Genomic DNA, 14,179 nt, shown 5'->3' with positions numbered 1-14,179 from the left:
TGCGCTTCGGCTGACCTGCGTAACGAGCGGCATGCCAACCTGGCACGCGGCCCGCCCCATCATTCACGGCGGACCTTCGTCCCGCATAGGGGATCAGGGGCCACGATCGATTTCGGGACGTCGCAGTCGCGGACCGTCGTTGTGCGGTCGACCCGGCATCGTCGGGGCACGTAAACCGTGGAGCGCCCGAGCCGCCTACGAGAACATGGTCGCGCGATAGTTGCTGCGGATTTCGGTTGAGGGCTCCCGGTCGCGGGTGAAGTGGATCTTCTTGGTGAGCAGGATGGCCCGTCGGTCCTGCTACGGCCTGATCCACATGCCGGTGCCGGGGAGCCGCAGTGGATCCAGATGTCCTGGCCGGACTCGGTGCCGGGTGCGGACTGTCAGAAGAGGCCGCGGGCCGGGGCGAGGCCGGCCGTGTTGTTTACCGCCCTGACTGGCACGGCGACTCACGGCCGCAGTTGGGAGACCGCGTCGCGGGCGGCGTCGATGGCTCCTGTACGGACGGCCTCGCGGTCGTCGTCACTGCGGGCGTACGTGATGGTGATCAGCATGTTGCTGCGGCGGAAGACGACCCGCGCAGTGATGTTCTTGCCAGGGTCGGTCGGCCCGAAGCGGAGGAAGGCTTCTTCACCGAGGCCAGGCAGGTCCTCCTGGGTGTCCTTCTCCCAGCCGCGTTCGTCGCCGCTGCGCTGTTCGCGGTAGTTCTCGCGGGCCAGGTCGACCGTGAGCCGTGACGCCCGCAGGTGGACGTTGGCCCGGTACACGCCCTTTTCCCGTGGGGCGGCCCAGGTGCACGACCCCAGGTCCTCGCGCCCGCCGTAGGACGTCGGCAGCAGCCGGTGGATGGTCTCGGGGGTCACGAGTGCGCAGTAGGAGGGATCGCGGGTGAACTCGCCGGCCTGACGTCGCTCCCACCAGCGCCACGACGTGACCGAGGCGCTGACTACGACGATCAGCAGGACCGCCGCTATCAGATGGCGGCGGGGGAGCTTGGGGGGTGTGGTCACGGCCGCAGCATAGGTGCCGAGAGTGGTTCGCGGTCCCGGAATTCTGTGCCCCCACGCCGTCGGCCGCACCGGCTCCGGGGTGCCGGCCGACGGCGTGTGTGCGTGGGGGGATCAGGCGTCGCCGTCGTGGGCGGCGCCGACCAGTTCCTCCAGGAGGTCCTCCATCGTGACGAAGCCGACCACCGTCCCGGTGGCCGCGGCGACGGCCGCGAGGTGGGTGCCGGCGTCGCGCATGGCGGTCATGGTGTCGTCGAGCGGGGTGTCGAGGGCGACCGTGATGACGGGACGCATGGCGCTGCGGGGGAAGGGTGCGGAGCGGTCGCCGGCGGCGAGGGCGTCCTTGATGTGGAGGTATCCCCAGATCTCCTGGCCCACGGGGCCGATGACGGGGAGGCGGGAGTAGCCGTGGTCGGCCGCTGTCCGTTCCAGGCGCCGGGGGGTGATGTCGCAGGGGACGGTGACCACCTTGTCGAGGGGGACCATCACCTCGCCGACCGGGCGGGTGCCGAGTTCCAGGGCATCCCGGAGCCGCTCACTGCCCTCGGGGGCGAGAAGGCCGGCGGCGCTGGAGTCCCTGACGAGGCGGGCGAGTTCCTCGTCGGTGAAGACGGAGCCCACCTCGTCCTTCGGCTCCACCTTCAGCAGCCGCAGCAGGGTGTTGGCGAAGGCGTTGATGCCGAAGACGAACGGCCGCAGGGCCCTGGTGAGGGCGACCAGCGGCGGGCCCAGCAGCAGCGCGGTCGGCGCCGGCGCTGCGAGCGCGATGTTCTTGGGGATCATCTCGCCGACGAGCATGTGCAGGTACGTCGCCAGGGTGAGTGCGATGACGAACGCGATCGGGTGGATCAGCCCCTCGGGCACCCCGATGGCGTGGAACGGAGGTTCCAGCAGGTGCGCGATGGCCGGCTCGGCGACCGCGCCCAGCACCAGGGAGGAGACGGTGATGCCGAGCTGGGCGGTGGCCATCATCGCCGAGAGGTGCTCAAGACCCCACAGGACGGTCTTCGCCCGCCGGTCGCCCTTGAGCGCGGCCGGTTCGATCTGGCTGCGCCGCACCGAGATCAGGGCGAACTCGGCGCCGACGAAGAAGGCGTTGGTGATCAGGGTGAAGGCACCGATCAGCAGCTGGATTACGGTCATCGGGCCTGCTCCTCATCGGTGGCGCTCTGCGCCGGCGCGGTGATCGACACACGATCGGCGCGGTGGTGGTCGATGTCGAGGACGGACAGCTCCCAGCCGTCCAGCTCCACGGTGTCGCCCTCGACGGGGATGCGCTCCAGGCGGGTCGCGATCAGCCCGGCGAGGGTCTCGTACGGGCCTTCGGGCGCGGTCAGTCCGAGTTCCTCCAGCTCGTCGACGCGGACGCTGCCGTCGGCCTCCCAGACCCTGCGGCCGTCCAGCTCGGGGCCTTCGACGAGGTCGGGTGCCTCGAACGGGTCGTGCTCGTCGCGGACCGAGCCGACAACTTCCTCGACGATGTCCTCGACGGTGGCGACGCCCGCGGTGCCGCCGTACTCGTCGATGATCACGGCCATGGTGTGGGCCTTGCGCAACCTGCCGAGGAGGATGTCGACGGGCAGTGAGTGCGGCGCCATCAACGCGGAGCTCATCAGGTCCGCGACGGTCGTCACCAGGCGGTCGTCCTCGTCGAGGTCGAGGACATCGCGGATGTGGATGGTGCCGACGACGTCGTCGAGGGTGTCGCGGTAGACGGGGAAACGGGACAGGCCCGTGGCCAGCGTCAGGGCCGCGGCATCGGCCGCGGTCGCGTGGAGCTCCAGGGCCTGGACGTCGACGCGCGGGGTCATGACGTTCTCGGCGGTCAGCTCGGCCAGGTGCAGGGTACGGACGAACAGCTCGGCGGAGTCCGCCTCGATCGCCCCGGCGCGGGCGGAGTGCCGGGCCAGCGCGACCAGCTCCTCCGGGGTGCGGGCGGAGGCCAGCTCCTCGGCGGGCTCCAGGCCGAAGCGCCGTACGAGGCGGTTCGCGGTGTTGTTCAGGTGCCGGATCAGCGGCCCGAAGGCGGCGGTGAAGGCTCGCTGCGGGCCGGCGACGACCTTGGCCACGGCCAGCGGCCGGGAGATCGCCCAGTTCTTCGGCACCAGCTCACCGACCACCATCAGGACGACGGTGGACATCGCGACGCCCAGCAGCGTTGCTGTGGTCGACACCGCGCCAGCCGGAAGGCCGACGGCCTGCAGCGGGCCGCGCAGCAGCGCGGACACGGACGGCTCGGCCAGCATGCCGATCACCAGCGAAGTCACGGTGATACCCAGCTGGGCACCCGAGAGCTGGAACGTCAGGCGCTTGGCGGCCTTCAGAGCGCCCTCGGCACCCCGCTCACCGGCAGCTGCGGCACGCTCCAGCTCACTACGCTCGACCGTGGTCAGAGAAAACTCGGCAGCGACGAACACCGCGCACGCCAGCGTCAGGACCAGCGCGAGAAGCAGCAGCAGCACTTCGGTCACCGTGCCACCCCCACTCCCGGCTCGATCATCTGCGGGCAGGACGTGGCACGGCTCGGACTAGGAGGTTCACCCATTGCGGGTCTGCTGCTCCTTCTTTCGTTCGGCGGTACCGTCTCCGGTCCGCGGATGGTTGTGGGGGAGTGTCCCCGATCCCATCGTAAAGGGTAGGCAAAGTCCCAGGCGGGGCGGGAGGAATTCCCCGAGGACGCCGGTAACGGCGACGGACATCATCTAGGACAGGCGGGGGCGACGCGCGACGGTCGTTCCGAAACGGGATCTCGCCTCAGGGTCCACGACGTCTGCGTCAATTCCGGACTTTCCCCGTTCCGCCACTACTGGTCGGGGGGCAAAGTGCCCACCTGCAGGCACTTCGTCGTCTGTAACCAGGCGGGCGGCGCCGAACTCGCCCGCTATGACCTCTCCGAGGACGCGGCCATTGAGACCGCGATGCTCTTCGGGGCGGCGAGGACGACGGCGATGGCGTCCGAGCGTACGGGGGCGGTGGTGCGGGGGCGGACAAGGAAGGAGGGCTGAGCCGAACCACCGTGGATGGGGAGGGTGGACCCGTGTCTGAGGCCGTGAGCGGACGCTCGGAAGGAGTGGGGCCTTCTTGAACGTTCCGCGTGTGTGGGTGCGCGGTAGCGTCCCTTGTGAGACCAATCGTGGAAGGGACGGCCACCGGATGCCGCACAGCACTGACCTTGTCGACGGGCGTGAACAGCTCGGCCTGATCCTCGATTTCGCCGGGGTGCTCACCGCCAGCCCTCTCGCCGTCCACCGTGCGTGGTGCGTATCCGAAGGGCTGGCCCCTGAGGCGTGGCGCAGCACCCTCAACGATCACCCGGAGGGCCAGCGCCTGTACGCGGCCCTCGAGGTCGGGGAGATAGGGCAGGAGGAGTGGAACGAAGGGACCGCCCCTCTCCTGGGTGCGCACGTGGACCCGGTGAACCTGATGGGCCGGGCATGGGCCGGAGTGCCCGCGGCTCTCCGGATGGCTGCCCTCGCCCGTGCGGCACGCGCGGCTGGTCATCGGATTGCCCTGCTGTCCAACAGCTTCGGCCTGGACCCGTTCAACCCGTACGAGCACGTCGGAATCTGGGACCTGTTCGATGTGCACGTCGTCTCCGAGCTGGTCGGTATGGCCAAGCCTGATCCGGCGATCTATCGGCTGACCCTGGACCGCATCGGCCTGCCCGCCGAGCGGTGCGTGTTCGTGGACGACCACGCCGTGAACCTTCCGCCGGCCGCGGAGCTGGGAATCACCACCGTCCACGCCACCGATGAGGACGAGGCTGTTGCGGAGCTTGAGGCCCTTTTGGGGGTCAGCGCGGTTCTTGCCGCGTGACCCCAACTTGCGGCTGATCAAGGGCTGTCGGCCCCACTGCTCCTGCCAGTACCGTCCGTATGAGGCCAATCACACGGAGGTGCTGGAGCATGCAGTGGTCGGAGTACACCACCTCTGAGCGGTTGAAGACGCTGCGCGGCGGGATGACACAGGAGCAGTTAGCGGAAGCCGCCGCCGTGTCCGTCGGTGTGGTCCGCAAGCTGGAACGCGGCGGCACCGCGTCGCTCCCGTCGCTGCTGTCCATTGCCGACGCCCTCGGTACGGACATCGCCGTACTCCTCGGCCAGCAGGCACCCCGCCGGTCCATGGACCGCGACGAGCGGGCCGCTCTTCGGATGGTGTCTGCGGCCACCCATGACGCTGCCATCGGCATCCCCGCCGACGTCGAGCCGGGCACCGTTGAGGAGCTGCGCGCCGCCGTCCGCCGGGCGGACGAGGCCTACTGGGCAGGCCGGTACACCGAGCTCGGGACGCTCCTGGGCCAGCTCCTCCCCGAGGCAAAGGCCCGGTTCGATGTCGCCGACCACGCTGAGCGAGAGGCCGCTGGTGGTGTCCTGATCGACACCTTCCAGACGGCGGGTATGGCCGCCAACGTGCTGGGCTCACGCGATCTGGCCTACGCGGCGCTGACGTACGGCCGCCAGATCGCGGTGCAGGCCGGGGACGACCTCCGCGACGCCCACTTGGCCGCCACAACGGCGTGGGTCAACCTGCGCGATGGCCGCACCACGCAGGGGTTCTCCCTTGCCGCGGCGCAGGCCGACCGGATCGAGCCCAAGATGAGCGAGCACGACCCCGACCGGCTGAGCGTGTACGGGCAGCTCGTCACGAACGCCGCCGTGGCCGCATCACGAGGCGGTGCGAGCGCTGACAGCGCCCGCGAGTACCTCTCCCAGGCCCACGCTGTGGCCGCCCGCATTGGGGATGAGCACGCCCGCGGTGACCACGCCCAGCCGTACGGGCCCATGTACGCCGCCACACAGGCCATGAGCATCGCCGTGGCCCTCGGCGACACCTCCGGCGCACTGCGCCTCATGGACACCGTCCGCTTGGACGACTCCGTGCCGCTGGCCACCCGCGCCCGCTATGGCTTGGACGTTGCCCTCACCCACGTGGAGTGCCGCCGCTGGGAGGCTGCCGCCGACACCCTCGAAGCCGTCTGCACGATGGCCCCCGGCTGGGTGCGCCACCAGATGCTCCCCGGCGTCATCATCGGCCGGCTCGCCGGAGTCTCCGTCGGGCGTCTCCGCGGTCTCGCCAACGTCGCCGGGGTCCCCCTCGGGGTGCGCTGACCCGCGGCCCAACTACCACGCCCCGTAGCAGTCGGCAGGCCGCCACCTGCCCGACTACTACGGGGCGTTGCACATGCTCGACCGCCAGGCCCTACGCTGCCACGCCCCGTGGCACCGGAACCCGGCACGGACTGTCGTCGCTGCCACGGGTCGTGTCTGGGCCCGCGTACCTCTACGCAGCAGCCTTATGGGCATGCCGAACAACCCGATCGGCGGCCTCGGGCACGTACCCGTCGCCGTCTACACCTGCTCTGCTACCGCCACTGCCGTCCGAGACGGCGAGAAGCGCGGTCGCCACTACGCCGACGCCCGCCACTGGCACGTTGCCGGAGCGTGGTCCGATACCGACCCTGCGGTGCTGCTCGACGAGCGGCCCGGTTGGCAGGCCATAACGACCGCCCTGTCCACCGGGATGATCCGGGGAATCATCGTCAGCTCACTCTCCCATGTCGCTGCCGACACCGCACAGTTCGCCGGCCTCGGTGTCCTCATCCGAGACCGGGGTGGGTTCCTCGTGCATGCCGCTGACGTCGTGCCCCGCCGCACCCTCGGACAGCTGCAGCGGCGCCGCGATGTTGCCGACGCCTCCTCGGGGTGGTCCCCGTGGGAAGACACGCCACAGGTAGACACCCCATGAACACCAGGCGCCTCTGGTCGACCGCGGCCGACAACATCGAGCACGCCCGATGAAGCAGCAATTAGCGGTCCTGGCCTACGTCATCGCCGTCACCACCCTGGTCCTTGCCCTGGCCATCGCCGGAACCCCGGACTACTGAGACATCGGAGGAGCGACATGACCCGCACTGCGAACCGTGGCTTCAACCACCGGCAGGCGATGAGCGAGGAGTGGTTCCGTACCCGGGTTCTCCCCCGCATATCCGGCCTACGGTTCCTCCCGTACCAGGTACGGCAGATGAGACGCGAGCACCTCCCCACGATGCTGCGCGACAACGGCCGGAAGAGCATGGCCCGTATCGCCGGGGATCTGGTGATGGTCTCCGCGCGTTGGCGCTGCCTGCCCTTCCACTACTTCCGCTACGGCGGGTACAGGCGCGAGGTGTCTGCCGAGCGGGCGTGTGCGTACCTGCCGGAGACCGCCTTGTTCCACCGCCTCCTTCCCCGCGTGAACCGGGACACCATCGACCTGGACGACAAGGTGGTCTGCAAGAAGATCCTTGCTTCCGCCGGCATCCCGCAGCCCCCACTGATCGCGAGCGGCAACGGCTGTGCAGGCGTCACCTCCGATGGCGATGAGGTTTCGCTGGAGGCCGTCCTCGATCACGCTTCCGGCTCTGGGCGCGTGGTGGTCAAGCCCTCCCGCTACTCCAGCGGCGGCTCCGGAGTCGTGATCGTGCGGCCCGGCGAGGACGCCTTCGATCTCGTGGCCTACGCGCAGCGGTGGGGCACCTGGCTGGTCGAGTACCACGTACCGCAGCACCACGACCTGGACGTGCTGAACCCGTACGCGCTCAACACCTTCCGGGTCGTCACCCTGCTGACCGAGGGCACCGCCGAGGTGCTCTACACGATGCTGAAGCTCGGTGGCGTCGACAGCACGACGGACAACTCGGCCGACGGCGGCTTGCAGATCCGGGTGCACTCCGACGGGGCACTGGACCGCCACGGCTACGACCGGTACCTCAACGCCCAGACGCGCCACCAGGCCAGCACCGTGCCGTTCGCCGGCCACAAGGTCTCCCACATCGGCGAGGTCCGCGAGCTGGCCGCCCGCTGCGCCCGCCTGTTCCCGCAGGTCCCCTTCATCGGCTGGGACATCGCAGTCACTCCGGGGGGCCCGGTGGTCATCGAGGGGAACAGCAGCCCTTCGCTCGCACACATCCAGCGCACCCACGGCGGTGTCGCTCCGGATCTCGTCCCGGCGCTCCGCGCCGTGATGGATCGCCCGATCATCTGACAAGGGAGTTCTCGTGGAAGACCTGAAAATGCAGGCCCGCGCCGCAGCCGCCGGCCTCCTCGACACCCTCCAGTCCATGCCCGAGGTCCAAGCGCTCTACGTCCTCTCCTCCTCTGCAGACGCGCCCAACAACGTCACACGGTTCAGCACCGACTCCGACTTCGACCTCGCCGTCGTCCTCGACGTCCCGCTCAAGGAGGACGAGTGGAGGCCCTCCCCGGCGGACACGTACGCCCTGGTCCGCGAACGGCTCCCCGCCTGGGTCCCCGAGTTCAGCTTCTACCTGCCGGTTCCCTGGGGGCGCATGGAGGTCAACGTCCACCAGCTCCTGTTCCAGTACGAGGCCGACCCGCGCACGACGTGGAACAGCGACAAGTGCGACGCCTACGCGAACAAGGGCGAACCGCTGCTCGACCGCGAGAACGCCTTCGAGGCGCTGATCCTCCGCAAGACGAAAGAGCAGCTCTGGCGGCTGGAGGGCGAGACCCACCGGCTCCACAACCGGATCACCTGGGACGTGCGCGAGATCCCCCTGCGCATGGCGCGCCGCGTCGGGACCCCCACCGGCCACTTCGTCCTGTCGGGCGCCCTGGACGAGATCGTGGACTGGCTGTACGCCCGCTCGGGCCGGCTGCTGCCGAACATGAAGTGGAAGCTCCATTCCCTCGGCGCACTGGGCCTGATCAGCACCGAGCAGGAAAACCTCCTGATCGAGGCCCAGCAGTGCGACCCCCTGTCGATGGTCGACCTGGAGCGCCGGTGCGAGGCCCTGGAGGCGTTCTGCCGCTCGGCCGGAATGGACCTGAGTACCCGGGCCATCGAGACCGTGCGCAAGGCGTACCAGCGGGCCAACCACCACATTCTCGGGGAACAGGCATCCGTCTTCGCTGACCGCCCCTTCCCCCGATTCGTCTCCTGAGGTGAGTACGACGATTCCAATTAGACGCTGTTGTCAGCACGTCAGTACGCTGCGTGATCCGCTCACCCAGGAGGAACGATGGCGATCAAGGTCCACAACACACTGACCGGACGGACGGAGGATTTCCGCCCCGAGCGGGAGACCGAGGTGCGGATGTTCGTGTGCGGACCTACCGTCTACGGCCCCAGCCACGTCGGGCACGCGAAGACCTACACGCAGTTCGACTTCATCGCCGCGTACCTGGAAGCGAGCGGCTACAAGGTCACCTACCTCCAGAACATCACCGACGTGGACGACAAGATCATCCGGCGTTCCCGGGAGGAGAACGTGCCTCCGGAGGACATCGCGGCCCTGTTCGAGAAGCAGTACCTGGAGGACATGGCCGCGCTGGGGAACACCCGCGTCGATGTCCACGCACGTGCCCACGACCACATCGACGCGATCGTGGACCAGGTCAAGAGGCTCATCGCCCGCGGCCACGCTTACCAGCTCGATGACGGCTGGTACTTCGACCTGGCCTCGTTCCCGGCATACGGCAAGCTCTCGGGCCGCACCGACCTGCGCCCCGAGGACTCGGTCTCGCGGATCGACGACCACTCCAAGAAGCGCAGCCCTGGCGACTTCGCTCTGTGGAAGGGGCGCAAGGACGGCGAACCGTTCTGGGAGACCGAACTGGGGCCGGGCCGACCGGGCTGGCACATTGAGGACACCGCGATCACGGAGACCTTCTTCGGCCCCTCGTACGACCTGCACGGCGGCGCCGTCGATCTCATCTTCCCCCACCACGAAGCCGAGGTGGCTCAGATGGAGGCCGCCTCCGGGATCGAGCCCCTGGCGCGCTACTGGATGCACACCGGCCTCCTGCGCGTCGACGGCGACAAGATGTCGAAGAGCACCGGGAACTTCCTCACCATCCGCGACGCGCTCGCCCGCACGGACTCCCGCACTCTGCGGTACGCGTTCCTCTCCCAGCACTACCGCTCCTCCATGGAGCTGAACGACTCCACGCTGGAGCAGGCCCGAGCAGCACGCCGCCGGATCGAGAACTTTGCCCGGACCATCGACCCCGCGCACACGGATAGCCCGGCGAACACCTCACGGGCGTCCGACACCTGGAAGGAGATGCGCGAGCACCTGGACGACGACTTCGACACCCCGGGCGCCCTGGCCGTCCTCTTCCAGTTCATCCGCGAGCAGAACCGTACGCAGGAACCGTCCGGGCCGGCCTCCCTGCGGCTGATCCAGGACGTCAACGACCTCTTCGGAACCTTCGACATCGCCGACGCGGACCAGGGCGATACCGCTGTCGACGACCTCGTCAAGGAACGCGACCGGCTCCGCGCGGCGAGGAACTTCGCCGAGGCCGACGTGATCCGCGACCAGCTCGTCAAGCAGGGCATCACCCTCGAAGACTCGCCCGAAGGCACCCGCTGGTGGAAGGAAAAGACCCAATGACCTGGAAGACCCGGTTACCCCTTCTCGCAGAGAGCGTCATCCCCCTCAGCCTCTGCGGCGCCCTGATGGACCACGTGAAGAGCGAGACCGCCCGGCCGCGCACCTTCCAGGGCGTCATCGACGAGGCGCTGCGCAAGAGCGAGTACGTGGAGATCCCGCGGGCGCTGGAGGAAGCGGTCATCTCCCACTGCGTCCCCTACATCCGCGACCACTTCCAGGCCGTTCCGAAGCGGATACCCACCCAGCCGGCGGTCGTCTACCGCTACGGTCCTGGCGTCGGGTTCGTGGCGCACCACGACGAGGTCACCGAGGTCGAGCGCGAGCGGGCCCGGACTAACGGACAGCCCGTCGTCGGCGGCGACCTCACCCTGCTCGTCTGGCTCAACACGCCGGACTCCTACTCCGGCGGCGAGCTGTTCTTCGAGAACCCGGCCCAGGAGATCAAGCCTCCCTGCGGCACCCTGGTCGCCTTCCCGGCCACCCGCGACCACATTCACGGCGTACGGCCGATCACGCGGGGAGAGCGCATCACCCTCGTCATCCGCACCGATGCCGAGAGCCTTGAGGGCCGCCGTACCGCGGCGATCGCCGTCGAAGGCGTCGCGGCTCACCGTTGACTCGCCAGCAGCGATGTCTCGGCCAGGGCACGTGGACCCTGGTGGGAAATGACCCGGCCAGGACAGTGCAACAGCCTCGGGGCCAACGCGTTTCTGCGTTGGCCCCGAGGCTGTTAGCGGTGTTAGGCGGCCCTGGTGGTCAGGTCTGTGCCGAGTGCGTGTGCTTCTGGAGTGAGGCTGATGGCGCGGTGTGCTGAGCGGGTACAGCCTCGTACATCGGTACGGCGGTTAACGCTAAGCCGGTGATCATGCGGTCGGGTCCGTCATCGCCACCCGCGACGGGGAAGTCATGTTCCGTGCCTCCTTCTCCCTGCTCATCCGCGAAGTCGGCCTCAGTCACCCCGACCTGGCGGAAGCGAAGCTGGCACTGCGCGCCAACTGCGCAGCATGCCCGGCCTCCTCTTGGTCGCCTCCAGAATCGAACAAACCTCAAAATATGACGCTGACCTGACGTAGGGTCAGGTGTGTACGTGGACCTGCATCAGCCGTGCACGAACACGAGGGGATCCCTGTGAAACCCACCCACCCCGTTCCACGGGCAAGACGCCGATTGCCCCGGCCGCTCGGCGCCCTGATCGCCTTCGGCGCAGCCTTGATTCTGGTGTTCAGCTCCGCCACCGCCGCCCAGGCGCACGTCGTGTACCAGTCCGACGAGGTGTGGGCCAACACCGACTCCTCGAAGTGCCTGTACACCTATGCGGAGGTCTCCCACGGCGGCGGAGGAGGCTACGCCAAGTCCTATGGGCTGGCCTCCTCCGGCATCCCTCTCGCCCAGGCGTGCGTCCTGATCTGGAACCGGAACCCCGGCGACCTCAAGACCGCATGGCAGTACTACATCTGGGACGGCACCGATTGGGGTGTGTGCGTACAGCTCCTGGGCACCCAGTACCCGGACGGCACCTGGAGCGGCTACGCCAACACCAAAGAGGACTCCAGGATGACCCTCGCCTGGAACTTCGGGATCGCGCCGCCCTGCGGTGGCGGCTACTACGGCACGCTTGGCGTGTCGAACGTCTACTACGGCGGTACCTGGTACGGGACCGACGTTCTCATGTGGTCTGGAAATCAGTACATCGAGCCGTAGCCTGCCGAGACTGGAGACACCGCGCATGAAGAAGACCCGTGTATCCCTCGCTGTAGCAGCAATGTCTGGGGTGCTTCTGCTGGGCGCCGTGGTGGCGAACGCATCCGCCGATGAGGCGCCCCGCCCCGCCGACAGCGGGCACGCCGAGAAAGCCGCGGTGCCGCCGGCGCCGCCCAAGCCGCCGTGGGTCAACCCCGACGGCACAGTGGACGCGTCCAAGTTGCCCGCAGAGCTGCCGCTGATCGGGGCGGACGGCAAGGTGGTCAAGGACGCAAACGGAAAGACCCTCATGGTCAAGCCGGGCGTCGAGATGAAGCCCGGTGCGCCCCAAGGGCCCGTGGCCGGTCCTCGGGCCGGGGAGAAGCGGTCCTTCAGCACGGACGCAGAGGGCCGCAAGACGGAGACCGTCGAGGTCAAGCCGTCAGTTCCGCCGTCGCGCTGACCTGACGGCCACGCCGGAGAAGAAAGGCGCCGTATGAGCAGGCTGCTGGAAGCGGCGTGTGCGCTGACCGTTGGAGTCCTCGTTGCGCTTCTTGTATGGGGTGCTGACCGTGGCGCCGTGCAGGTGGCGTGGCGGAACGGCGAGCTGAGCGGTCTGACGGTTCTGCTCGTGGGGGCGTGTGCGCTGTGGCTGGGGCTGTGGCGCAGGCGTACCGGGCGCGGCTGGCTGGCATGGCCGCTTGCGGTGCTGCTGTGCGGCGCGGCCGTTGCGCTGGTTGTGGCGTCCATGGCCGGTTGACCGGCGCAGGCATGCAGGTGGGGCTCCCCGTCTTGTGGGCGGGGAGCCCCACTGAGGTTTACTGGCCGTTCCATCGGTCCCCGACGCCGGGGACGACACGCTTTGTGACGGCGCGGATGATGTCGCCGGTGGTGGCGATGCGATCCTGGAGCTCGGCCCGTTCGAGGACCAATCGCCCGCGAGCGGTTCCCCGGGCCGGCGGATGCGCCCCGGCTTGGGCCGCCGCGGCAGACCGCCACTTCGCGGCAGCTACACGAGAGCTACTCGGCTCCCGTGTCGAGGACGCCTTGGACACATTCCCGGATACCGAGGACCGTCACCCCGTCGATCCTCTCGATGCCGCCCTTGCCGAAGCACACCCACAGCGGGAACGCGCCCGCGTCGCGGGCGAAGACGAGCTTCTGGACCGAGGCAGGGTTGGGCCGGGAGTCGATCTCCACCACGATGCCCGGTACGTCGGGCAGCCAGATCACGACGTCCAGCCAGCCGTACCGGCCCTTGCCGTCCGGGACCACCGGCAACCGCAGTTCGCGGTAGGTGCGGGCGTACTTCGCGATCGGGCCGATCCCCGTCCCGTCGCGGAGAGAGATCACCGCCTGGGTCAGGCTCCGGGTGATCTCGGCGGTGGTGGGCGCGCGGCGCCCGGCCGCCCGGTCCCGTGCGACCACCTCCACCGAGCTCTGCGCCCAGTCGGCCAGGACGTCCGTGAGCAAGATGGCCACGCCCTTCCTCCGCGACTGGCCGAGGGCCTCGGCCGGTGGCGACATGTAGCCAACCCTCCGCCCAGTGCGCCTGTTCGACCAGTCGCAGCATTCCGTCGGCGGCCGCGGCTGGACCGTGAGCTCGTTGGCGTATGGCCGGTTAGTCCTCTGCGTGTTCGGCGAGGTATTCGAGGGTGTCTTCCGCGGTGACGATGGGGAGCAGGCGCTCGTACTCGGCGTAGTCCTCGTCGGTCATGATGTCGATGGCGTCGTCGACCAAGGAGCCCTCGGGGAGCTTGGCGAGGTACTTGAGGACCAGATCGACGAAGACCTGCCGCTTTGCGTCGATGTCGCGCAGCCAGTCGGCCTCACGTCGCAACTGCGCCAGCCCGGCGGCCTGCTCTTCCGGGGTGATGGTGTTGAGCAGGAGGTGCTCGGCGTGGGTGAAGGGGCGCCCGTCGCGATGGTAGGGGCGCGTGGGGTCGTCGAGGTGGCCGTCCCAGTCGACGTCGGTGAAAAGAACGACGACGTCGGGGCGGATGGAAGGCTGGGGCACGGGTGGGTTCCTTATGTGGTGTCGTGTGATCGGTTTGTGGTGATCGGTTCGGGGCGGTGTCTCTGGGGGTGCTCGGGG

The 14,179-nt window shown here is 68.8% G+C and carries 15 protein-coding genes and 1 pseudogene; 11 read left to right on the top strand and 5 right to left on the bottom strand.

Features of this window, described 5'->3' with window-relative positions:
- Window positions 1–449: 449 nt before the first annotated feature.
- The 3 genes from OG276_RS16640 to OG276_RS16630 form a co-directional block, all read right to left on the bottom strand.
- Window positions 450–1,010, bottom strand: a complete 561-nt coding sequence (locus OG276_RS16640; RefSeq protein WP_266906221.1) for a hypothetical protein — start codon at window positions 1,008–1,010, stop codon at window positions 450–452.
- A gap of 111 nt (window positions 1,011–1,121) precedes the next feature.
- A complete protein-coding gene (locus tag OG276_RS16635) occupies window positions 1,122–2,150 on the bottom strand; it encodes a hemolysin family protein (protein ID WP_266906219.1) in 1,029 nt (342 codons plus the stop codon).
- Complete coding sequence (locus tag OG276_RS16630; protein ID WP_266906217.1) at window positions 2,147–3,478, bottom strand: hemolysin family protein; 1,332 nt, start codon at window positions 3,476–3,478, stop codon at window positions 2,147–2,149. The genes OG276_RS16635 and OG276_RS16630 overlap by 4 nt, the downstream gene beginning before the upstream one ends.
- 375 nt (window positions 3,479–3,853) lie before the next feature.
- Between OG276_RS16630 and OG276_RS16625 the strand changes: the two are divergent.
- The 11 genes and pseudogenes from OG276_RS16625 to OG276_RS16575 form a co-directional block, all read left to right on the top strand.
- Window positions 3,854–3,937, top strand: a pseudogene (locus tag OG276_RS16625) (chemical-damaging agent resistance protein C); the annotation flags it as partial.
- Window positions 3,938–4,160: 223 nt separating this feature from the next.
- Window positions 4,161–4,823, top strand: coding sequence for an HAD-IA family hydrolase (locus OG276_RS16620; protein WP_266906215.1), 663 nt, complete (start codon window positions 4,161–4,163; stop codon window positions 4,821–4,823).
- An 89-nt stretch (window positions 4,824–4,912) separates the two neighbouring features.
- The gene (locus OG276_RS16615) at window positions 4,913–6,115 is read left to right on the top strand and encodes a helix-turn-helix domain-containing protein (RefSeq protein ID WP_266906213.1); all 1,203 of its coding nucleotides are present in this window, start codon (window positions 4,913–4,915) and stop codon (window positions 6,113–6,115) included.
- Between the two features lie 193 nt (window positions 6,116–6,308).
- On the top strand, window positions 6,309–6,752 hold the full coding sequence (locus OG276_RS16610) for a hypothetical protein (RefSeq protein ID WP_266906211.1): 444 nt from the start codon (window positions 6,309–6,311) through the stop codon (window positions 6,750–6,752).
- A gap of 156 nt (window positions 6,753–6,908) precedes the next feature.
- Window positions 6,909–8,030, top strand: a complete 1,122-nt coding sequence (locus tag OG276_RS16605; protein ID WP_266906209.1) for a sugar-transfer associated ATP-grasp domain-containing protein — start codon at window positions 6,909–6,911, stop codon at window positions 8,028–8,030.
- Window positions 8,031–8,043: 13 nt separating this feature from the next.
- Entirely contained in the window at window positions 8,044–8,949 is a 906-nt protein-coding gene (locus OG276_RS16600) for a hypothetical protein (RefSeq protein WP_266906207.1), read from the top strand.
- 78 nt (window positions 8,950–9,027) lie between these two features.
- A complete protein-coding gene (gene cysS, locus OG276_RS16595; RefSeq protein WP_266906205.1) occupies window positions 9,028–10,404 on the top strand; it encodes a cysteine--tRNA ligase in 1,377 nt (458 codons plus the stop codon).
- A complete protein-coding gene (locus tag OG276_RS16590; RefSeq protein ID WP_266906203.1) occupies window positions 10,401–11,021 on the top strand; it encodes a 2OG-Fe(II) oxygenase in 621 nt (206 codons plus the stop codon). Before cysS ends, OG276_RS16590 begins: the two co-directional genes overlap by 4 nt.
- 601 nt (window positions 11,022–11,622) lie before the next feature.
- Entirely contained in the window at window positions 11,623–12,105 is a 483-nt protein-coding gene (locus OG276_RS16585; protein ID WP_266906201.1) for a hypothetical protein, read from the top strand.
- Between the two features lie 61 nt (window positions 12,106–12,166).
- On the top strand, window positions 12,167–12,547 hold the full coding sequence (locus OG276_RS16580; protein ID WP_266906199.1) for a hypothetical protein: 381 nt from the start codon (window positions 12,167–12,169) through the stop codon (window positions 12,545–12,547).
- Window positions 12,548–12,580: 33 nt separating this feature from the next.
- Entirely contained in the window at window positions 12,581–12,844 is a 264-nt protein-coding gene (locus OG276_RS16575; RefSeq protein ID WP_266906197.1) for a hypothetical protein, read from the top strand.
- 260 nt (window positions 12,845–13,104) lie between these two features.
- On the opposite strand, the gene OG276_RS16570 is transcribed toward OG276_RS16575, so the two are convergent.
- Both OG276_RS16570 and OG276_RS16565 read right to left on the bottom strand, forming a co-directional pair.
- Complete coding sequence (locus tag OG276_RS16570) at window positions 13,105–13,566, bottom strand: hypothetical protein (protein ID WP_266906195.1); 462 nt, start codon at window positions 13,564–13,566, stop codon at window positions 13,105–13,107.
- Between the two features lie 139 nt (window positions 13,567–13,705).
- Window positions 13,706–14,101, bottom strand: a complete 396-nt coding sequence (locus OG276_RS16565) for a hypothetical protein (RefSeq protein WP_266906193.1) — start codon at window positions 14,099–14,101, stop codon at window positions 13,706–13,708.
- Window positions 14,102–14,179 lie beyond the last annotated feature (78 nt).

This window comes from Streptomyces sp. NBC_00086 (assembly GCF_026343255.1).
GTDB lineage: Bacteria > Actinomycetota > Actinomycetes > Streptomycetales > Streptomycetaceae > Streptomyces.
The sequence above is the reverse complement of the archived record's forward strand: the minus strand, read 5'-3'. Positions and strand labels throughout refer to the sequence as shown.

Coding starts and splice junctions, on each gene's coding strand:
- OG276_RS16635 (WP_266906219.1), bottom strand. CDS start 2,150: ATGACCGTAATCCAGCTGCTGATCGGTGCCTTCACCCTGATCACCAAC.
- OG276_RS16620 (WP_266906215.1), top strand. CDS start 4,161: ATGCCGCACAGCACTGACCTTGTCGACGGGCGTGAACAGCTCGGCCTG.
- OG276_RS16615 (WP_266906213.1), top strand. CDS start 4,913: ATGCAGTGGTCGGAGTACACCACCTCTGAGCGGTTGAAGACGCTGCGC.
- OG276_RS16610 (WP_266906211.1), top strand. CDS start 6,309: ATGCCGAACAACCCGATCGGCGGCCTCGGGCACGTACCCGTCGCCGTC.
- OG276_RS16605 (WP_266906209.1), top strand. CDS start 6,909: ATGACCCGCACTGCGAACCGTGGCTTCAACCACCGGCAGGCGATGAGC.
- cysS (WP_266906205.1), top strand. CDS start 9,028: ATGGCGATCAAGGTCCACAACACACTGACCGGACGGACGGAGGATTTC.
- OG276_RS16590 (WP_266906203.1), top strand. CDS start 10,401: ATGACCTGGAAGACCCGGTTACCCCTTCTCGCAGAGAGCGTCATCCCC.
- OG276_RS16580 (WP_266906199.1), top strand. CDS start 12,167: ATGTCTGGGGTGCTTCTGCTGGGCGCCGTGGTGGCGAACGCATCCGCC.
- OG276_RS16575 (WP_266906197.1), top strand. CDS start 12,581: ATGAGCAGGCTGCTGGAAGCGGCGTGTGCGCTGACCGTTGGAGTCCTC.